The organism is Amycolatopsis sp. BJA-103, from assembly GCF_002849735.1.
In the GTDB taxonomy this organism is placed as follows: domain Bacteria; phylum Actinomycetota; class Actinomycetes; order Mycobacteriales; family Pseudonocardiaceae; genus Amycolatopsis.
In genome coordinates, this window is sequence record NZ_CP017780.1 from 7,446,173 (window position 1) to 7,462,929 (window position 16,757).

Below are 16,757 nucleotides of genomic sequence, written 5' to 3' on the forward strand. Positions count from 1 at the left end.
GAAAAGTTGAGTCTGTTCCGCTCAACTCTGAATAGGTCGAACTCCGGTCGGCGAGACGGCTTCCGCGGGCAACCGCGGGCCCACCCGGCCGAGGCCGACGACGGCCGCGCAGGCGCACGCGGCGACGAGCACCCACGGGATCCAGACTGCCACGGAGAACAGCGCGACGACGGCCGGAGCGATCACCGCGGCGAGGGTGAACGCGTATTGGAAGGCCGCCAAGTACCGGCCTCGCGCCTCGGGTGGTGCCGCGGCTTCGGCGAGCGCCCCGGACCGCGGGCCGAACGCGAGATCGCCCGCGGCCAGCACGAGGGTCGCGCCGAGCAGGTAAACCGGCTGGAGAACCTTCGGCACGAGCACCACCGCGAGGCACGCCAGGCACCACACCGCGAACAGCGCCGAGCCCGCGCGCATCGCGGCGATCCGGGTCAGCCTCCGGGTGAGCCGCAACCCGGCGACACCACCCAGACTGGTGACGACGGTGAGCAGCGCGATGATCGCGCCGGGAAGCCAGCCAGGACCCTGCAGCGCGTTGAAGACGTACACCGGCATTCCGATGAGGAAGAAGTCCATCGTGAGCGCGAAGAGCCCGCTGAACACGATCAGCGCCAGGTAAGGGCGATTTCGCCAAACACCGGCGGGGTTCGAAAGCCGTCGCACTCGCCGCTGGACCGGCGGCACCAGCGTCGCGAGGATCGCCGCGGCGACGACGAACGTGAAGACGTCGAGGATGACGGCGACATACAGTCCCTCGCGCCCGACCCACACCAGCAACCCTGCGGCCGCGAGCCCGCCGAGCCCGAAGCCCGCGGAGCGCACCATCGCGGCTTCGGCGAACGGCCGGTCCTTCGGCCCTTCGCCCGCGACGTCGGCGATGAGCGAGAACTGCGAGCTGTAGAACAACTGTTGTCCGGCCGCGAGCATGACCGACGCCCCGACGACGCCGGTGAAACCGCCGGCCAGCAGGAACGCGCCCGCCCCGGCGGCCTGGAGGAGGTGGGAGCAGATCATCACCGTCCGCGGGCCGAAAAGATCCACGAACCGCCCCGCGAACACGGGGACGAGCAGACCGGCCAGCGCACCGAGCGTGACCGCAGCCCCCGCCTGGGCGAGTGGAAGACCCACCACACGGATGACGAAGACGAGGCCCAGCGGGAGGAAGAGTCCCGAGCCGAAGTTGTCGATTCCCAAAGCGACCAGCAACGCGACCCTGCTCCGCACAACTTCGACGCTACCGGCGCCACAGCGCTACGAAAGGTCCGTTCAGTCAAGACCGACGGGTAGCAATGGCCGCCGTCAGACGTCGCAAGTCCGTACCGACAGGACAGCGCGAACGTCGGCGTTCATCTCCGCCAGGCGCGTGGTCAGTTCGAGGACCTTCTCCTCGTCCCAGTCACCGAGCGCACGCTCCATGAACTTCAGATAACCGGCCCGGCGGCGGCCCAGTTCCTCGTGGCCCTGTTCGGAGATGCTGATGATCGACGCGCGGCCGTCCTCGGGCGCGGGCCGGCGGTCGACCATGCCCGCCGCGGACAGCTGGGAGATTTGCCTGCTCACGACGGAGAGGTCCACAAAGCGCCGTTTGGCCAGTTCCGAGGGGCGCGCCTCGCCATGCTTCGCGAGGTCGGACAGCAGCATCGCGGCCGCCGGATGCAGACCGGGGTCGTCCTGCCAGGCCTGCATGATCCAAGCGTGCTGCAGCTGGGAGGCGGCCTTCAGCTCACGCATCAGTTCGACCCTGGCGTCGTCGGCGGAGCTCATCGTTGCCTCCCAGCTACTTGTACAGTACAACTTTATTCGGCGACACTTGCGTAAGGCAACTATTTACCTCGTGAGATCGCCCACTGCGACCCGGATTCGAGTACACCCGTCCGGAGCAACGATGCAGGCAAAAGGTCTCCCGGCGGCTAGTCTCGCGAGCGAGCCGGAACCAGCCGACCGGCCGACAGCCACTGACCGGAGAGGTGAATGATCCGTGAATTCTTCTCCAGTGGTCCCCCGTCCGTGATCCAGCGGATTCCCCTTCCGGTATGCACTTCCCGATCAGCGACTCCCAGCCCGTGACGGCCGACGCGGTCAGCCCGGTCCCTCGATCCTCGGCACCGAGGGAGGCCCCGCCCGCGGTCACCGCGATGGTGCGGCTCATCCGTGACACGTGGGCGAAGTCGGAACCCTTCATCCCGGAGATCTCCCAGTTCTTCTACGGGATGCTGTTCACCCTCGCGCCCGCGACCCGGGACTTCTTCCCGATCAACATGGAGGTCCAGCGCGGCAGGCTGGTGCGGGCGCTGGTCCACATCGTGCAGATGGTCGACCGGCCGGACGACCTCGTGCCGTTCCTGACGCAGCTCGGCCGCGACCACCGCAAGTTCGGCGTCATCCCGCGGCATTACGAGGCCGTCGGCACCGCGCTGCTCGCCTCGCTCAAGAACCACCTCGGTCCGGACTGGACACCGGAGGTCGAACGGGCCTGGGCGGAGGCGTTCACCATCGTCGCCCGGGCGATGCAGGAGGCCGCCGCGGCCGACATCAACCCCGCGTCGTGGTCGGCCACCGTGCTCGAACACCGGCGGCTCACCTGGGATCTCGCCCTGGTCCGCGTCCAGCCCGAATTCCCGGTGCCGTACCAGCCGGGGCAGTACATGAGTGTCGAAGTCCCGCAGCGGCCGAGGCTCTGGCGCTATCTGTCGCCGGCGAACGCGCCGCGCGAGGACGGCGGCATCGAGTTCCACGTGCGCGCCGTCGACGGTGGCTGGGTGTCCCGCGCGATCGTGAGTCACACGCAGCCGGGCGACGTCTGGCGGCTGGGTCCGCCGCTGGGCAGGCTTTCGATCGACCGCGCCGACGGCCGCCCCGTCCTGATGATCGCGGGCGGCACCGGCGTCGCGCCGTTGCGCGCCATTCTGGACGACCTCGCGCAGTGGGGCGAGAATCCCAAGGTCCAGCTGTTCTACGGTGGACCGTCGCGTGAGGACCTGTACGACCTCGACGAGTTACGCGCTCTCGCGGCCACGAACCCCTGGCTCACCGTGACCCCGGTGGTCGAGCGCGGCGAGGAAGCGCCCGGTTGCGTCCAGGGCACCCTCGCGGAAGCCGTCACCCAGAACGGATCCTGGCCAGGGCACCGCATTCTCGTGTCCGGTTCGCCGACGATGATCCGCGCGACGGTGTCCCGGATGCTGGTCGCGGGCAGCGCGCTCGACCAGATCACGTACGACCCCTTCACCATCGACTAGACCCCGGTGAATGCGACTCCACAATGGAGATCAGCAAAACACCGCCTGCCGTTACGTAACCGGCTAATCGCGGAAAGAACGCCACCCGATCGGCGGATCATGTTTCGCCGCGAACTGGCGAAAAAAACACTGGTGAGCAACGGAAATCGCTCGCGCATGATCACCTTTACTTAGTGCCAGATGGGGTTGACGGCGTGTATATCGTTTGGTCCGTTCGAGCGGGAAACATCCATTCGCGGATCCTTTTACGACTTTCGGGCATACAGTCGAGAACCTTCAGAGGAACAACCGCACCATCACGACATCGGGTCTGGAGAATATGCCCGATCAAACAGGAGAACATCGTTCACCCATGACAGCAGAAACAGTGAAATACGAACATCCACCGAGTTCGTCGAGATCTTCACCGGTTCCGGTCCCGCCCCTGGTCGAAGCACCCGCCGCGGACAAGACCGTCCAGATGGCGAAGCTCATCCGGGAGAGTTTCGCCTCCGTCGAAACGAGAGCCGAAGAGCTGTCCCAGTACTTCTACGGGGTACTCTTCTCCGTTTCGCCGGACGCCAGGGCATTGTTCCCGATCAACATGGCCACGCAACGAAATCGTTTACTGCGCGCCCTCGTCTACGTCGTGCAGATGGTGGACCGGCCCGACGAACTGACCACCTTCCTCGCCCAACTCGGCCGCGACCACCGGAAGTTCGATGTCCTCGGCCGCCACTACGACGCTGTCGGCGTCGCGCTCATCGCCGCGCTGAAAAGGTTCCTGAAGGACGACTGGACGCCGGAGGTGGAAGACGCCTGGGTCACCGCGTACGGCGTCATTTCGAAGAGCATGCGCGAAGCCGCGGGCAAGGAGGTCGGGCCCGCGTGGTGGAAGGCGACGGTCATCGAACACCGTCTCGCGTCCCGCGACGTCGCCATCATCAAGGTGCGCACGGATCAGCCGCTCCCGTACCGCGCCGGCGGTTACGTCAGCGTCGAGGTCCCCCAGAGGCCCCGGATGTGGCGGTACTTCTCACCCGCCACCGCGCCGCACGACGACGGGACGATGGAGTTCCACGTGCACGCCGTGCGCGGCGGCTGGGTCTCGCGCGCGATCGTCCGCCACACCCGGGTCGGTGACGTCTGGCGTCTCGGCCCCTCTCTCGGCGCACTTTCGGTGCACCACACGGAAAGCCGTCCGCTGCTGATGGTCGGCGGGGGCACCGGGATCGCGCCGCTGCTCGCCCTGCTCGACGACATGTCACGCTGGCGGAGCAACCCGCCGGTGCACCTGTTCTTCGGCGGCCGGAAGCCGGAAGACCTCTACGCCCTCGACGAGCTCCGCGGGCTGACCGTCACCTGCCCCTGGCTGACGGTGACCCCGGTGACCGAGGAAGGCACCATCACCGGCGGTGACCGCGGCACGCTGGCCATGGCTGTCACGCAGCGCGGCGACTGGAAGGACCGCGACGTGTACGTCGCCGGGTCACCGTCGATGATCCGCGCGACGATCGCGAAACTGCTCGCCGCCGGCACGGACCTGGCGAGGATCAAGTACGACCCCTTCACCCTGGACTGATCCAGTGGTTCGTTCGTATTAGGCCGTTCGGCTGTTCTACCTGGGCTCTATGCAGCAGTAGGTCTGTGAATCATTGACCACGGTCACCGTCGGATTTATGGTCTAGACCACATTGCTCCCCCTCACGGGAACACCGTCGTTCCACCCCAGGAGCCGGCATGACCGTCAAACGCAAACTCGTGGCAGCCGCCGCCGGTGCGATCCTCGCCCCGATCGCCATCGTGGCCATCCCGCAGGTGGCCAGCGCGCACGGCTACGTGCTGACCCCACCCAGCCGCCAGGCGAACTGCGCCCAGGGCAAGGTTTCGGGCTGCGGCAGCATCGTCTACGAACCCCAGAGTGTCGAGGGCCCCAAGGGGCTCCGCAGCTGCAACGGCGGCGTCCCGGGGTTCGCGCAGCTCAACGACGAATCGAAGTCGTGGCCCGCCGCGTCGGTCGGCAACAGCGTGACCTTCAACTGGAAGTTCACCGCCTACCACCGGACCACGAACTACGAGTACTACATCGGCGGCACCAAGATCGCCGACATCAGCGGGAACAACTCCGCGCCGAAGGACCCGACGTCCCACACGGTGAGCTTGAACGGCTTCAGCGGCCGCCAGAAGGTGCTCGCCATCTGGAACATCGCGGACACGCCGATGGCCTTCTACAGCTGCATCGACCTGCAGATCGGCGGCGGCAACCCGCCCACCAGCACCAGCAACCCGCCGACCACGAGCAACCCGCCGTCGACGTCGAACCCGCCGACCAGCACCAGCAACCCGCCCGCCGGCGGCACCTGGGCGACCGGGACGGCCTACGCGGTCGGCAGCACGGTGACCTACGGCGGCGCGAGCTACCGCTGCCAGCTGGCACACACGGCGATCCAGGGCTGGGAACCCCCGAACACCCCGGCGCTGTGGTCTCGGCAGTGAGGACACGGCAGTGAAGCTCGCCCTCGTTCTCGTCGCCGGTCTCGTGGCCCTCGTGGGCTGCGGGGCCGGCGATGGCTCACCCAACACCGCAGGCGCCCCGATCTCCCCGGTTCCCCAGTCGGCCACGGGCGCCCCGGCGTCCGCGGAGTACAACGACGCCGACGTGATGTTCCTGCAGATGATGCTCGCCCACAACAGCCAGGGCGTGGAGATCGTCAAGCTGGTGCCCGCCAAACAGGCGCAGAAGGAGGAGCTCAAGAATCTCGCGGCCGCCATCGAGGCGACGCAGCAGACCGAGAGCACCGACATGCGGAACTGGCTGAAGGCCTGGGGCAAACCCGAGACGGGCTCGATGGATCCGCACGCGCACCACCATCACGGTGGCGACGGGCTCACGGACAAGGGCCTGCTCGAGGCACTGTCCAAAAAGGACGGCCAGGAGTTCACGCTCGACTTCGCCGACATCTTCGTCGCGCACCAGCACAACGGGGTCGCGCTGGCGAGGACCGAGCTGAAGGACGGCAAGAACCCGGAGTCGAAGGCACTGGCCCAGCGGATCATGGACTCGCGTACCGGCGAGGTCCAGCAGATCCGCACCCTGGTCCCCGGCCAGTGAACCTCGTGAGTGGTAAGCACGGTTCTGGTGGACCTGTATTTGCCTGCCCACTGGATCCTGATGTCATCTCGGTGAGCTTGTAAACCTTGTTCTGGATGCCGATGTGGGCGAGTGGGGAGGATTTGAGACGTTCAACGTCTCAAATCCTCCCCACTCGAACCTGACACGGTGAGATTCCGTTCTAACCGTCCTTACCACTCACGAGCCGAGTAGGACGGGAAGTTCGGTGACGCCGCGCGAGATCAGCGTGCGCCGCCAGGAGCGGTCCTGCCCGGACGCCAGGGCGAGATCCGGGAACCGGGTCAGCAGGACCCGAAGCGCGGTGCTCACCTGGATCCGGGCCAGCGGCGCGCCGAGGCAGTAGTGGATGCCGTGGCCGAACGCGAGGTGGCCGGTCGCGGCGCGGTGGATGTCGAAGCCGCCGGGCCGGGGGAAGCGCTCCGGATCGCGACCCGCCGCGGCGAGGGCGATCATCACCGTCTCCCCGGGCGGGACCACCGTTCCCGATTCGCCCACCGGCCAGTGCGTGGTCGTGAACCTGCGGGTGGAGAACGGCTGAGGTCCGTCGTAGCGCAGGATTTCCTCGACGGCACGCGGCAGCAGATCCCAGTCGGCACGCAGCGCGGCGAGCTGATCCGGGTGGTCGAGCAGCGCGAGGACTCCGTTGGCGATCAGGTTCGTGCTGGTGACGTGCCCCGCCACGAGAAGCAGGAAGGTCGTGGCCCGGAGTTCGGCCTGGCTCAACCGGTCGGCGTCCTCGTCGGTGGTCCGGATCAGCGCGCTGAGCAGGTCTTCACCCGGGTCGGCCCGTTTCCGCTCGATCAGGCCGTCGAAGTACCGGTTGATCTCCTCGACGTCGATCGGGCCCGCCGAGGCGTCCCCGGCGGAGGCCATGATCCGGCCGCACAGCGCGGAGAACTCCGCCCTGTCCAGGAACGGCACTCCGAGCAGTTCGGAGATGACCGAGACGGGCAGCGGAAAGGCGAACTCGGCGATCAGGTCGCGCGGGCCGACGGCGGCGGCCATCCGGTCGGCGAGTTCGACGGCGATCGCTTCGACGCGCGGGATCAGCGCGGCGACCCGGCGGGCGGTGAACGACCGTGAGACCAGCCTGCGCAGCCGGGTGTGGTCCGGCGGGTCACTGGAGATCATGTTGGCCCCGATCGCGCCGGGCCCGATCCGGCCGGTGGCGCGCAGCCAGTTCTTGATCAGGGTCGGCTCCGCCAGCGCGTCGAAGGCCTCGTCGTAGCCGACGACCAGCCAAACCTCGCCGCCGTTCGGCCACCGGACGCGATGCACCGGTCCCCGCTCCCGGAGTCCGGCCAGCACGGTATACGGATCGCGGTAGAGATCCTCGGGCAGGTCGATGATTTCAGAACTGCTGATCACAGTGCTCCTTCGGAAGGTCTTCGGCGTGCAGTACTCCGGCGCGCAGCCGCCACAGGCGCGCCGATCCCGCCGCCCGGCGCAACTCCCCGGGCATCGTTCGCGCGCCGGGTACCGGCGACGGCGGTACCAAGGCCAGTTGAGCCCGGCCGAGCGGCGAAACACCCGCGAACGCCCGTTCCTGGTACTCCCGCCGGTCGGCGCCGTGCCAGGCCGCGACGCCTTCGTCCTCGGCCGCGAAGGCGCTCGTCAGCGCGTCCCGCAGCCGACGGTCCGACCGTTCGTCACGCCAGCACAGCACGGTGACCTCGTGTTTCTCGGCGGCGATGACGGTGGAGCCCACCAACGGGAAACCGGCACGGGCGGTCCGCGTCGCGAGCGGGCCGGACGGTGAAGTCAGGGCCCGGACGGCCGAGCGGCCCACGAGGTCGCTGACCGCGCACGGCAGGGTGAGCACCGTCAGTCCGTCCACATCGGACGGAAGGACGAGCGGAAGCCTTTCCGCGTCGCCATTCCCGGGTGTCACCGGCGCGCTCGGTGACGGCAGGGCGGAGGCGATGACGTCCAGTACGCGTTCCCGGTCCAGCGAAGGCGCCGCGAGGACCAGGACCGCGTTTTCGGGCCGATAGTGCTCGGCGGTGAACCTGGCAACGTCGTCGAGGGTGATCCGGTCGAGGCTTTCCCCGTCGGCGCGGGCGGTATCGGCCGACCGTCCTTCGGGCACGGCGGCTTCGGCGGCGGCAGGACCGAGCAGTACCAACGGATTGACCGCCCCGGCGCGCATTTCCAGCGCCACCGCGTGCCGTTCGGCTTCGAGCGCGGCGGCGCCGGACCGCGCCGGGTCGAGCAGCCGGACCAGCGTCCGGACGACCCGGTCGCCGTGTTCGGGCACCGCGGCCACGGTGAAGCGGGTCTCCGCGTTGCCCGTGTGGCCGGTGAGGTGCGACCGGGAACCGCCGTCCAGCGCGGCGGCGATCCGGAGGTGTTCGGTCAGATGGGCCGTTCCCCAGGGGAACGGGGGATCCACGCTGGATCCGGCGGAAACCCGCAGGCAGGCGCCGACGGTATGCGCGCCGGGCACCGGAAGCAGCCGGATGCGGAGCCCGGAAACCACGGTCTCTTCGGGCACGGTCATGTCAGGGACTCCAACCGGGAAAGCTGGTCCGGGCGCACTTCGCCGGTGACCGCGACGGCGGGCGGAGCCGAGTCGGGGACGCCGAGGTCGAGACCTTCCTCCGCACGTTCCGCCACCGCTTCGGCGAGCCGTCCCAGAGGGAGTTCGCCCCTCGCCCGACGTCGCCGGTCGGCCACCGCGCCGAACGGCTCGTCGGCTTGGACGAGCAGCAACGTGCGGCAGCGCACCGCCGCGTCGGCCAGTTCGGCGGAAACCGGCTGGCACAGCGCCTCGCGCACCACGTCGAGCAGGAGCGTCGCGGTTTCGGCCACGCGCCCGGGATCCACGAGCGCGTAGCCGCCCACGCTCGCCCCTCCGGCGCCTTCGTCCCAGCTCAGCGCGGCGACCCCGTAGGCGAGACCGCGCGCCCCGCGCAGCAGCCTGATCAACCGGCCCTCGGCTCCCGTGCCCAGCGACTCGACCAGCAGCGGTAACGCGCCGTCCGGCAGCGTGTCCGCCCGCAGCGGTAGCCGGACCGCGACCCTGGCGCTGGTCTCCCCGGGTACCGGCGCGGTGACCAGGCCACCGCGCCAAGGGTTCGCGGCATCGCTCCGATGGACGACCGGGCCGAGGGACGCGCCACTCGCGTAGTGGACGTCGATGCCCGTCTCCCGGCAGCGGTCCAGGTACTCCTTGACGTCTTCCGCCGAGACCCGCGCCATCGATTCGACGTCGCCTAACGGTCCACAGTGGACTTTCCCGGAAGCCGCTGTCTCGATCGTGTCGAGCATCCGCAGATAGAGGTTCCCCGAGCGGTTGCGCAGCAACCGCGTCTGTGCCTCGCGCAATCCGGCCAGCTGCCGGGTGGCCGGTCCGCCGAAGCGGGACTCGTAGTGACCGGCCAGCCTGCCCAGATCACCCATCGCCGTCCAGTAGGAGAACGAGGAAACGTGCGCTTCGAGCCGGTGCCGGGTGTGCCAGCCCAGTTCCTCCCGCAGCGAACCGTCCGGAGTGGCCGCGATCCACCGCGCCGCCAGCGCGGCCAGGCCCTCGAGACCTTCGGGGTCGTCCCGGTGGCCATAAGGGAGATCGACGATGGCCGCGTCGGATGCGGGACTCACGCCGTCACCGCCTTCGGCAGGTTCCGGGCCAGTCGCGCCGCGAAGAGGGCCGTCGGCAGGGCGATGACCGTGGCGGCGATCCCGGCGACGGCGAGCACCGGCCCCACCCCCCAGATGGGTGTCAGGAAGGTGACCAGGGCAAGGGAAACACACTGCGCCGAGACGACGAACGACCGCCGGAACGCCAGCACCCGACCGAGCGTGGCCGGATCCGCGTGTCGCTGGCACAGCAGCGTGTTGGGCATCGCGAAAAGCAGATTGTGCGCCCCGGCCACGAATCCGGCGAGAAAGACCCAGACCGGCGAGGCGTGCGCGCACAGGACCACGAGGCCGATCACCGGCGCGGCCAGCGCGGCGCCCACGGTCACCATCACGGCCGGGTTGAGCGCGCCCCGCCGTTTGGCCACCGACGCCGACATCGTCAGCCAGCCGACGCCCATCGCGGAGGCGAACAGTCCCGCCTGCGCGGTCCGGCCGTCCGCGCCCACCAGCACCACCGCGAACTGCGGAACGGCACCGAGGCAGGCGAAGAGTGACGCCTCGGCCAGCACGGCCGTCCGAAGTAGACGGTCGCCGGTCAGGGCCCGCACGCCGTCACGCAGCATGGCGAGCGGGCTGCTCCTGCCCCGTGCGGCGGGCTGTTGACGCGGTATCGGCAAGGTGAGCAGCGCGGCGAGCACGAAACTGGCCGCGTTCGCCGCCACCGCACCGGAAAAGCCGAGCCCGACCGCGACGGCCGCCCCCAGCAACGGGCCAAGAGCGAGGATCGCGCCGTTGGTCACCTCTTGCGCGGCGTCGGCGGCGGCCAGGCGCGATGCGGGCACCAAGGCGGGCGTGAGGCTGGGCAGCACCGCCGAGTTGAGCGTGCTGACCGTGCCGAGCAACACGGTCAGCACGTAGTACAGCGGGATGTTCCGCAGTTCCACCACGAGCAGCAGCACGAGGGTGACCGCACCGGCGAGGAGATTGAGCACGATGGACAGTCCGCGCCGGTCGAACCGGTCGGCCAGCACGCCGGCCCATGGCGAGAACACGATCCGGGGCAGCAGGCCGGCGACGAACGCGCCGCCGGTCAGGCTCGCGGAACCGGTCACCTGCAGCACCCACAGTGGCATGGCCAGCGACTGCGCCGTGCCGCCGAGCCCGGACAACGACTGCCCGGCCCACAGCCACCAGAACGGCCGCCCGAGCCGCTCCTTGACCTCGGCGCCGGCGACCGCCGTCATCGTGGAAGCCGCGCCGCGTCCGCCGCGGCGACCGCCAGCTGCGCCTTGGTCCGCGATTCCCGCGGCGAGCCGAGCCATCCGTCGACGGCCCCGCAGAACTCGTCGAAGGCCTCCAGGCACGGCAACGAGGACTGGTTGACCTCGGCCTCCAGGCAGGTGTACCGGCCGATCGGCGTGATCTCCCCGTCCGGCCGCCGGAACTCGACGAGATCGACACTGAACACGCACGGGTGGCCGCCGGCGAGCGTGCCGAAGCGCTTGATCCGCCGCTGGCTGGTGATCCCCACCGTCTCCAGCGGCCCTCGCACCAGTCCGAGGTTCCGGAGATGGCGCAGCGGCAGGACGTCCCCGGCGGTCAGCACCGCCGTCAGCTCGCCGGGATCGATCCGCTCGGAGATCTCCAGCGCGTCCCGGCGGCCCTCCCAGTCGATGGTCTGCTTGATCCCGATCCAGCCGATCCCGGCCAGCGCCCCCTGGTTCGCGGCGATGCGCAACGAGTGGCCGTCGGTGGTGAGGCTGCGCTCGGCGTCGTCGAGGTACAGGATGCTCTGGGTCGCGATCACCGTCTCGGTGAGTTCGGTGAGGTTCTCGCGGACAGCGGGGGAATCGAGCCACCGCAACGGATCCGCGCCTGCTTCGGCGTGGTCGAGTGCCCATTTGCTTTCGTGCTCGACACCCACGATCCGGGTCATCGGCCCGTCCTTTCGTCCGGCGAGGCAGGCGGGAAGAGGTGGAAGACGTCGATGTCCGGCTCGGTCAGCCCGAAGACCCGGCGGAAGGTCTCCCGCACCACCGCGACCGACTGCAGGGGCGGCTGGAAGTGCCCGGACTTGGTGTTGGCGACGACCATCGCGACCCGGTCCGCGCCGATGAGCACGATTTCGCCCGCCGCGCGGGCGAGCAGGCGGTCGGGGACCAGCATCGGATGCGCGACCGGGACACCGTCCACGCTGGCGCGGTTGCGCCCGAAGATCAGATCGACCAGTTCGAACGGCCGCGTCCAGACCAGCAGCCGCTCGTCTTCGTCGATGACGAACATGTAGGAGATGCCGGAAGTCAAGTGCCGCAACGGTTCCACCGGATCGCGCAGCTCGATCGTGTCCGCGAGGACGGCGTCGCAGACGGAACGATAGCGCTCCTCGAACAGTTCGCGGTCGAACTCCAGCAACGGTGGATCCGCCGAGAGCACCCTTCGCCGGGGAGGTGGCGCGGCGCCTGCGGAGGAGAGATAGGCCTGGCCGATCAGCGCACTCAGCTCGCGGATCCGGGTGGCGACCCGCTCCTCGCCCGGGTCCGCGGTCAGCACCGTCCGCAACGCGATCAGCTCCTCGTAGAGGACGAACACCCTCGCCTGCGAGTGCGGGCCGTAGGAGTCCTCGGTCCGCCTGACGACCTCGGCGAACCGGGACAACAGCAGGCCGACGGAATCGGTGGTGGGCAATCCGGCCCCCTTCCGTGCAGGCACGGGCCGGGGATCGCTTCCCGGCCCGTGCCTGCGGAGCACTTACAGGTCGTCCGGGTGGGTGAAGCCCGCCTGCGCCATGACCAGGGCCTGGTGGCCCTCGTCGGTGGCGTCGAGCTCACGAAGGCCGGTCACGATGGCCTCGACCTTCAGCAGCTGCTCCGCGGTCACCAGATTCGCGTTCATGCACTTGCTCCTTCCTGGTGCGGCTGCGCCACGACCGATGACCGGCGTGGCGCGTTGGCAACACCGATCGTCGTGACGGCGGATCTGCGCCCGCTCGCAGTGGTCGTAGATCGGACGTAGATCGACCCGCGAGAAGGTGGAAGGGCCCTGGGGAGAACGCGAAGGAGCTACTGCGTGATCTTGGAAGACGGCGGCCGGGGACGATCTCGGCGCGCGACGGTCGTCGTGCTGGCCACGACGGTTTTGCTGACGATGTCCGGATTTTCGGCCGCGGCCGCGCAGGCGAGCACGAGCGATCCCGGACCGTCCTGGAACAACACCATCTCGGATACGCCGCCACCGTCGTCGGCGAGCTGAGAACTCACCGCGTGAGTTCCTCGATCGCGCGGATCGCGTCATCGGCTTCGGGGAGTTCGAGATCGACGAAGAGCAGATGCGCCTGGTCCAGCCGTGCCACGGCGTCGGCGGATCTGCCCAGCGCGGCGAGGGCCCTGCCGAGCACGAGCAGCGCGTTGGCCTGGTCGCGCCGGGTTCCGAGTTCTTCGCAGAGCCGAAGGGCCGACAGCGCCTCTGTCTCGGCCTCTTCGGCCCGGCCCAGCGCCAGCAGGGTTTCGGCGAGCCGGTAGAGGGCGTGCGCCGCCCGCTCCCGGATTCCCGCCGCCAGGCAGCTCTCCACGCAGGCGGTGAACCGCTCGGCCGCGGCTTCGTGGCGCTCCAGCGCCTGGTTCGCGAGGCCGAGCACGTAAAGCGCGTACCCGATCCCCGACGCGTCGCCCATTTCCCTGGCCAGGGCGAGAGCCGACTCGCAGACGGCGAGGACGTTCGCGGGGTCTCCGCCACGCAGCATGGCGTGCGCGGAGTTCAGGCTGCTGGTCACCGCTCCCGAACCGTGGCCGAGCTGCCGCGCCAGCTCGGCGGAGCGATCGAAACACCGGACCGCGAGCAGGTAGTCGTGACGGAGCTGGGCGGCCAGCCCGAGATTGTTGAGCGCCTGCCGGAGGATCACCGGATCGTCGCCCGCCGTCGCGGCGTCGACCGCGCGCCGCGCGTGCGCCTCGACGTCGGCGTGGGTGGCCGTGCGCAACGCGACGGTGCTGGCCAGGAATTCGGCCCGGCCGACGGTGCGGTGATGCTCCCGCCGTCCCGGCCCCATCGGCTCGGGGAGCCGGGCCACCGCCTTCGTCAGGTTCGCCGCCGCGACGTCCAGTCGTCTCGCGCCCGCTTCGGCGGTGAACGGGCTCATCGCGATCAGCAGGTCGACAGCGGTGCTCAGCAAGGGCGCGGTGCCGATTTCGACGCCCCTGGCGCAGGCCGACACCACGGTGTCCCCCACCGACGACGCCCACTCCCTGGCCGCCCGCAGGTCGGCGATCGGCAGTCCGGCGCCCGCGGGCGACCGCGTGCCCAGCACGTCGCCGGTCGGATCACCCGGGACCGCGTGCGCGAAAGCGTTGCGTGCGGTGGCCACCAGCAGCGACAACAACCGGTCGAGAGCGGCGGCCTCGTCGGCCGGGTCCCGGTCACGACTGCGGCCGAAGGCGACCAGGAGCTCGTGGACGCGGAATCTGCCGGTGAAGGTGTCGTCCAGGATGGAGGCGTCCACGAGGCCCTCCAGCCGCGCTTCGGCCTCGGCCGGATCCACGCCGAGGACGGCCGCCGCTTCCGGCAGCGTGAACTCGGCGCCGGCGACCGTGGCGAGCAGCACGAAGTCTCCGGCGAGTGGCTCGGGAAGCTGTCGATAGGCCACCTCGAAGACCGCTTCGATGGCGAGCGGCCCCGCCCGCAGTTCGGCTATCCGGCGGCGTTCGTCCCGCAGCCTCTCGACCATGGACGCGAGGGTCCAGTGAGGGCGCGCCGCGAGCCGCGACGCCACGATCCGCACGGCCAGCGGGAGCAGCCCGCACGCGGTCACGAGGTCGAGCGCGCCCGCCGGTTCGGCCGCCACGCGGTGCGCGCCGACGCACTGCCGGACCAGGCCGAGCGCCTCGTCCGGGGTGAACACCTCCAGGCTGACCTGGGTGAGCAGCGGCAGCCCGTCCAGCCGCGCGCGGCTGGTGATCAGCACCGCGCAGCCCGGCGTACCGGGCAGCGCGTCACGGATCTGCGCGGCGTCGAAGACGTTGTCCAGCACGATGAGCATCCGGCGGCCGTCGACCAGCGACCGCCACAACCCGCGACGCTCGGCGAGGCGTTCGGGCAGCCGGTTCGACGGCACGCCGAGCCCGGTGAGCAGCACTTCCAGCAGCTCCGGGCCGGTCAGCGGATCGCCGACCTGGTCGAGATCGCCGAGATCGGCGTGCAGCTGACCATCCGGGTACCGCTCACGGAGTCCGTGGGCCAGATGCACCGCGAGGCTGGTCTTGCCGACCCCGCTCATCCCGGTGATCGCCACCACCGCGGGCGTCGCCCGGTCGGCGGCGGTCAGCACCTCCCGCAGCGCGGTGAGCTGATCGGCGCGGCCGGTGAAGTCCGGCAGATCGGGAGGAAGCTGCGCCGGGGTCGGCCGCCAGGCACCGGCGGGCGGTTCGGCGGGCGACGGGACGACGACCGGCGGCTCGGCACGCGGGGCCGCGTCGTCCCCGCGGAGGATGCGTTCGTGGAGTTCGACCAGTTCCGCACCGGGGTCGATCCCGTGCGCCTCCACCAGGGTCCGGCGGGCATCGTGGAACACGCGCAACGCGTCGACCTGGCGGCCCATCCCGTGGAGCGCGCGCATCAGCAGGACGTACAGCCGTTCCCTCATCGGGTGTTCCGCGATCATCGCCGTCAGCCGCGGCTGGACCTCGTAGTAGTGACCGAGGCGGAGTTCCGCCTCCAGGTACTGCTCGGTGAGCGCGGTGTGCAGCTCGTCCAGCCAGCTCCGGCTGTGCTCGGCGAACAGTCCCGGCACCCCGGCGAGCGGCTCGCCGGTCCACAGCCCGAGTGCTTCGGACAGCACGTGCCTGGCCCGGTGCGCGTCGCCCGAAGTCAACGCTTCTTGAGCCACGGCACCGAGTTCTTCGGCGCGGGAGGTGTCAACGGCCGAGGAGGGGACGACCAGCCGGTAGCCGTCGCCCGCCGTCACCAGCAGTTCGTCTTCGGCTCCGGAAGTGGCGAGCAGCCGTCTCAGCCGCCAGGCGTAGGTCCGCACGATCGAGGCGGACCGGGCGGGGATGTCCTGGTCCCACAACGTGTCCGTCAGTCTGGCGAGAGACAGCGCCGTTCCGGGGGCCAGCGCCAACGCGGCCAGCATCGCCTGCTGTTTGGGTGTCCCGACGGGGACCATCACGCCATCGGGCCGCCGCAGCCGCATCGGGCCCAGCAGAACGAATCCCACCCCAGGCAGTGCCGCCGTCATCCGCGCCGCCCCTTTCGGTCGCGACGATACACACGGACGGTGAGCGTCGGCCCGAACTCGGAGAACGCTGCCCGTTAGTCCTGTCTCCCGCGCCGAAGCGGGCAAGAAAACGATTCGGCACCTGGTCGGAACCAGGTGCCGAATCGGGTCCTGCTCGGTGGTTCAGATCCTTCTGGGCTTGGGCTTCCAGACCACCAGCGCCGTCTGCTGCCGCAGCGGGACCAGGTCCTTGCGGTAGGAGGCGTGCACGGCCGCGGCCGTCTGTTCGGCGGTGAGGTACGCGGCCGTGAGTTCCTCGGTCAGTTCGGCGATCCGGTCCCGCAGGGCGTCGACCTGGTTCTCCAGCTCGATGATCCGCTTGATGCCCGCGAGATTGACACCGTCTTCTTGGGACAGTCGCTGCACTTCGCGCAGCAGCGCGATGTCCCGCATGGAGTATCGGCGTCCCCCACCGGAGGTCCGGCCCGGCGACACGAGACCCTGCCGGTCGTAGGACCGGAGGGTCTGCGCGTGCAGGCCGGAAAGCTGCGCCGCCACCGAAATGACGAACACCGGGGTGTCCTCGTCCGCGCCGTGCGGCAGCCCGCCGAACATCCTG

General features: G+C 69.7%; 16 protein-coding genes. 4 read left to right on the forward strand and 12 right to left on the reverse strand.

All coding sequences use genetic code 11. The features are described from left to right. Positions 1–21: 21 nt before the first annotated feature. The gene (locus BKN51_RS33240; RefSeq protein ID WP_101611377.1) at positions 22–1,221 is read right to left on the reverse strand and encodes an MFS transporter; all 1,200 of its coding nucleotides are present in this window, start codon (positions 1,219–1,221) and stop codon (positions 22–24) included. A 75-nt stretch (positions 1,222–1,296) separates the two neighbouring features. Beyond that, positions 1,297–1,761, reverse strand: a complete 465-nt coding sequence (locus BKN51_RS33245) for a MarR family winged helix-turn-helix transcriptional regulator (protein ID WP_101611378.1) — start codon at positions 1,759–1,761, stop codon at positions 1,297–1,299. Between the two features lie 269 nt (positions 1,762–2,030). On the opposite strand from BKN51_RS33245, the gene BKN51_RS33250 reads away from it, so the two are divergent. From BKN51_RS33250 to BKN51_RS33265, 4 genes are all read left to right on the forward strand, one after another. After that, a complete protein-coding gene (locus BKN51_RS33250; protein ID WP_174720481.1) occupies positions 2,031–3,236 on the forward strand; it encodes a globin domain-containing protein in 1,206 nt (401 codons plus the stop codon). 460 nt (positions 3,237–3,696) lie between these two features. Beyond that, positions 3,697–4,797, forward strand: a complete 1,101-nt coding sequence (locus BKN51_RS33255) for a globin domain-containing protein (RefSeq protein WP_101613603.1) — start codon at positions 3,697–3,699, stop codon at positions 4,795–4,797. A gap of 158 nt (positions 4,798–4,955) precedes the next feature. Next, positions 4,956–5,711, forward strand: a complete 756-nt coding sequence (locus BKN51_RS33260) for a lytic polysaccharide monooxygenase (protein ID WP_101611379.1) — start codon at positions 4,956–4,958, stop codon at positions 5,709–5,711. A 10-nt stretch (positions 5,712–5,721) separates the two neighbouring features. Then, positions 5,722–6,327 (forward strand): DUF305 domain-containing protein, encoded by a 606-nt coding sequence (locus tag BKN51_RS33265; protein WP_101611380.1) that lies wholly within the window; start codon positions 5,722–5,724, stop codon positions 6,325–6,327. Positions 6,328–6,525: 198 nt separating this feature from the next. Here BKN51_RS33265 and BKN51_RS33270 read toward each other — a convergent pair whose 3' ends face one another. The 10 genes from BKN51_RS33270 to BKN51_RS33305 all read right to left on the reverse strand — a co-directional run bounded on the left by BKN51_RS33270 (position 6,526) and on the right by BKN51_RS33305 (position 16,753). Continuing rightward, positions 6,526–7,716 (reverse strand): cytochrome P450 family protein, encoded by a 1,191-nt coding sequence (locus BKN51_RS33270; RefSeq protein WP_233223040.1) that lies wholly within the window; start codon positions 7,714–7,716, stop codon positions 6,526–6,528. Next, positions 7,700–8,848, reverse strand: a complete 1,149-nt coding sequence (locus BKN51_RS33275; protein WP_101611381.1) for an insulinase family protein — start codon at positions 8,846–8,848, stop codon at positions 7,700–7,702. Before BKN51_RS33275 ends, BKN51_RS33270 begins: the two co-directional genes overlap by 17 nt. Then, on the reverse strand, positions 8,845–9,948 hold the full coding sequence (locus BKN51_RS33280; protein ID WP_101611382.1) for an insulinase family protein: 1,104 nt from the start codon (positions 9,946–9,948) through the stop codon (positions 8,845–8,847). The genes BKN51_RS33275 and BKN51_RS33280 overlap by 4 nt, the downstream gene beginning before the upstream one ends. Next, positions 9,945–11,174 (reverse strand): MFS transporter, encoded by a 1,230-nt coding sequence (locus tag BKN51_RS33285; RefSeq protein ID WP_158255743.1) that lies wholly within the window; start codon positions 11,172–11,174, stop codon positions 9,945–9,947. Before BKN51_RS33285 ends, BKN51_RS33280 begins: the two co-directional genes overlap by 4 nt. Continuing rightward, positions 11,171–11,866: a hypothetical protein gene (locus tag BKN51_RS43345; protein WP_158255744.1), complete on the reverse strand. Its 696-nt coding sequence runs from the start codon at positions 11,864–11,866 to the stop codon at positions 11,171–11,173. Before BKN51_RS43345 ends, BKN51_RS33285 begins: the two co-directional genes overlap by 4 nt. Then, entirely contained in the window at positions 11,863–12,615 is a 753-nt protein-coding gene (locus BKN51_RS33290) for a hypothetical protein (protein ID WP_101611384.1), read from the reverse strand. The genes BKN51_RS43345 and BKN51_RS33290 overlap by 4 nt, the downstream gene beginning before the upstream one ends. Positions 12,616–12,678: 63 nt before the next feature. Further along, on the reverse strand, positions 12,679–12,822 hold the full coding sequence (locus BKN51_RS43350) for a hypothetical protein (RefSeq protein ID WP_158255745.1): 144 nt from the start codon (positions 12,820–12,822) through the stop codon (positions 12,679–12,681). Between the two features lie 167 nt (positions 12,823–12,989). Continuing rightward, on the reverse strand, positions 12,990–13,187 hold the full coding sequence (locus BKN51_RS33295) for a hypothetical protein (protein ID WP_101611385.1): 198 nt from the start codon (positions 13,185–13,187) through the stop codon (positions 12,990–12,992). Then, positions 13,184–16,159, reverse strand: coding sequence for an AfsR/SARP family transcriptional regulator (locus BKN51_RS33300; protein WP_199192939.1), 2,976 nt, complete (start codon positions 16,157–16,159; stop codon positions 13,184–13,186). Before BKN51_RS33300 ends, BKN51_RS33295 begins: the two co-directional genes overlap by 4 nt. 162 nt (positions 16,160–16,321) lie before the next feature. After that, positions 16,322–16,753, reverse strand: a complete 432-nt coding sequence (locus tag BKN51_RS33305) for a heat shock protein transcriptional repressor HspR (RefSeq protein ID WP_101611386.1) — start codon at positions 16,751–16,753, stop codon at positions 16,322–16,324. Positions 16,754–16,757: the final 4 nt, after the last annotated feature.

Coding starts and splice junctions, on each gene's coding strand:
- BKN51_RS33255 (WP_101613603.1), top strand. CDS start 3,697: ATGGCGAAGCTCATCCGGGAGAGTTTCGCCTCCGTCGAAACGAGAGCC.
- BKN51_RS43345 (WP_158255744.1), bottom strand. CDS start 11,866: ATGACCCGGATCGTGGGTGTCGAGCACGAAAGCAAATGGGCACTCGAC.
- BKN51_RS33275 (WP_101611381.1), bottom strand. CDS start 8,848: ATGACCGTGCCCGAAGAGACCGTGGTTTCCGGGCTCCGCATCCGGCTG.
- BKN51_RS33245 (WP_101611378.1), bottom strand. CDS start 1,761: ATGAGCTCCGCCGACGACGCCAGGGTCGAACTGATGCGTGAGCTGAAG.
- BKN51_RS33260 (WP_101611379.1), top strand. CDS start 4,956: ATGACCGTCAAACGCAAACTCGTGGCAGCCGCCGCCGGTGCGATCCTC.
- BKN51_RS33285 (WP_158255743.1), bottom strand. CDS start 11,174: ATGACGGCGGTCGCCGGCGCCGAGGTCAAGGAGCGGCTCGGGCGGCCG.
- BKN51_RS33305 (WP_101611386.1), bottom strand. CDS start 16,753: ATGTTCGGCGGGCTGCCGCACGGCGCGGACGAGGACACCCCGGTGTTC.
- BKN51_RS33300 (WP_199192939.1), bottom strand. CDS start 16,159: ATGACGGCGGCACTGCCTGGGGTGGGATTCGTTCTGCTGGGCCCGATG.
- BKN51_RS43350 (WP_158255745.1), bottom strand. CDS start 12,822: ATGAACGCGAATCTGGTGACCGCGGAGCAGCTGCTGAAGGTCGAGGCC.
- BKN51_RS33250 (WP_174720481.1), top strand. CDS start 2,031: ATGCACTTCCCGATCAGCGACTCCCAGCCCGTGACGGCCGACGCGGTC.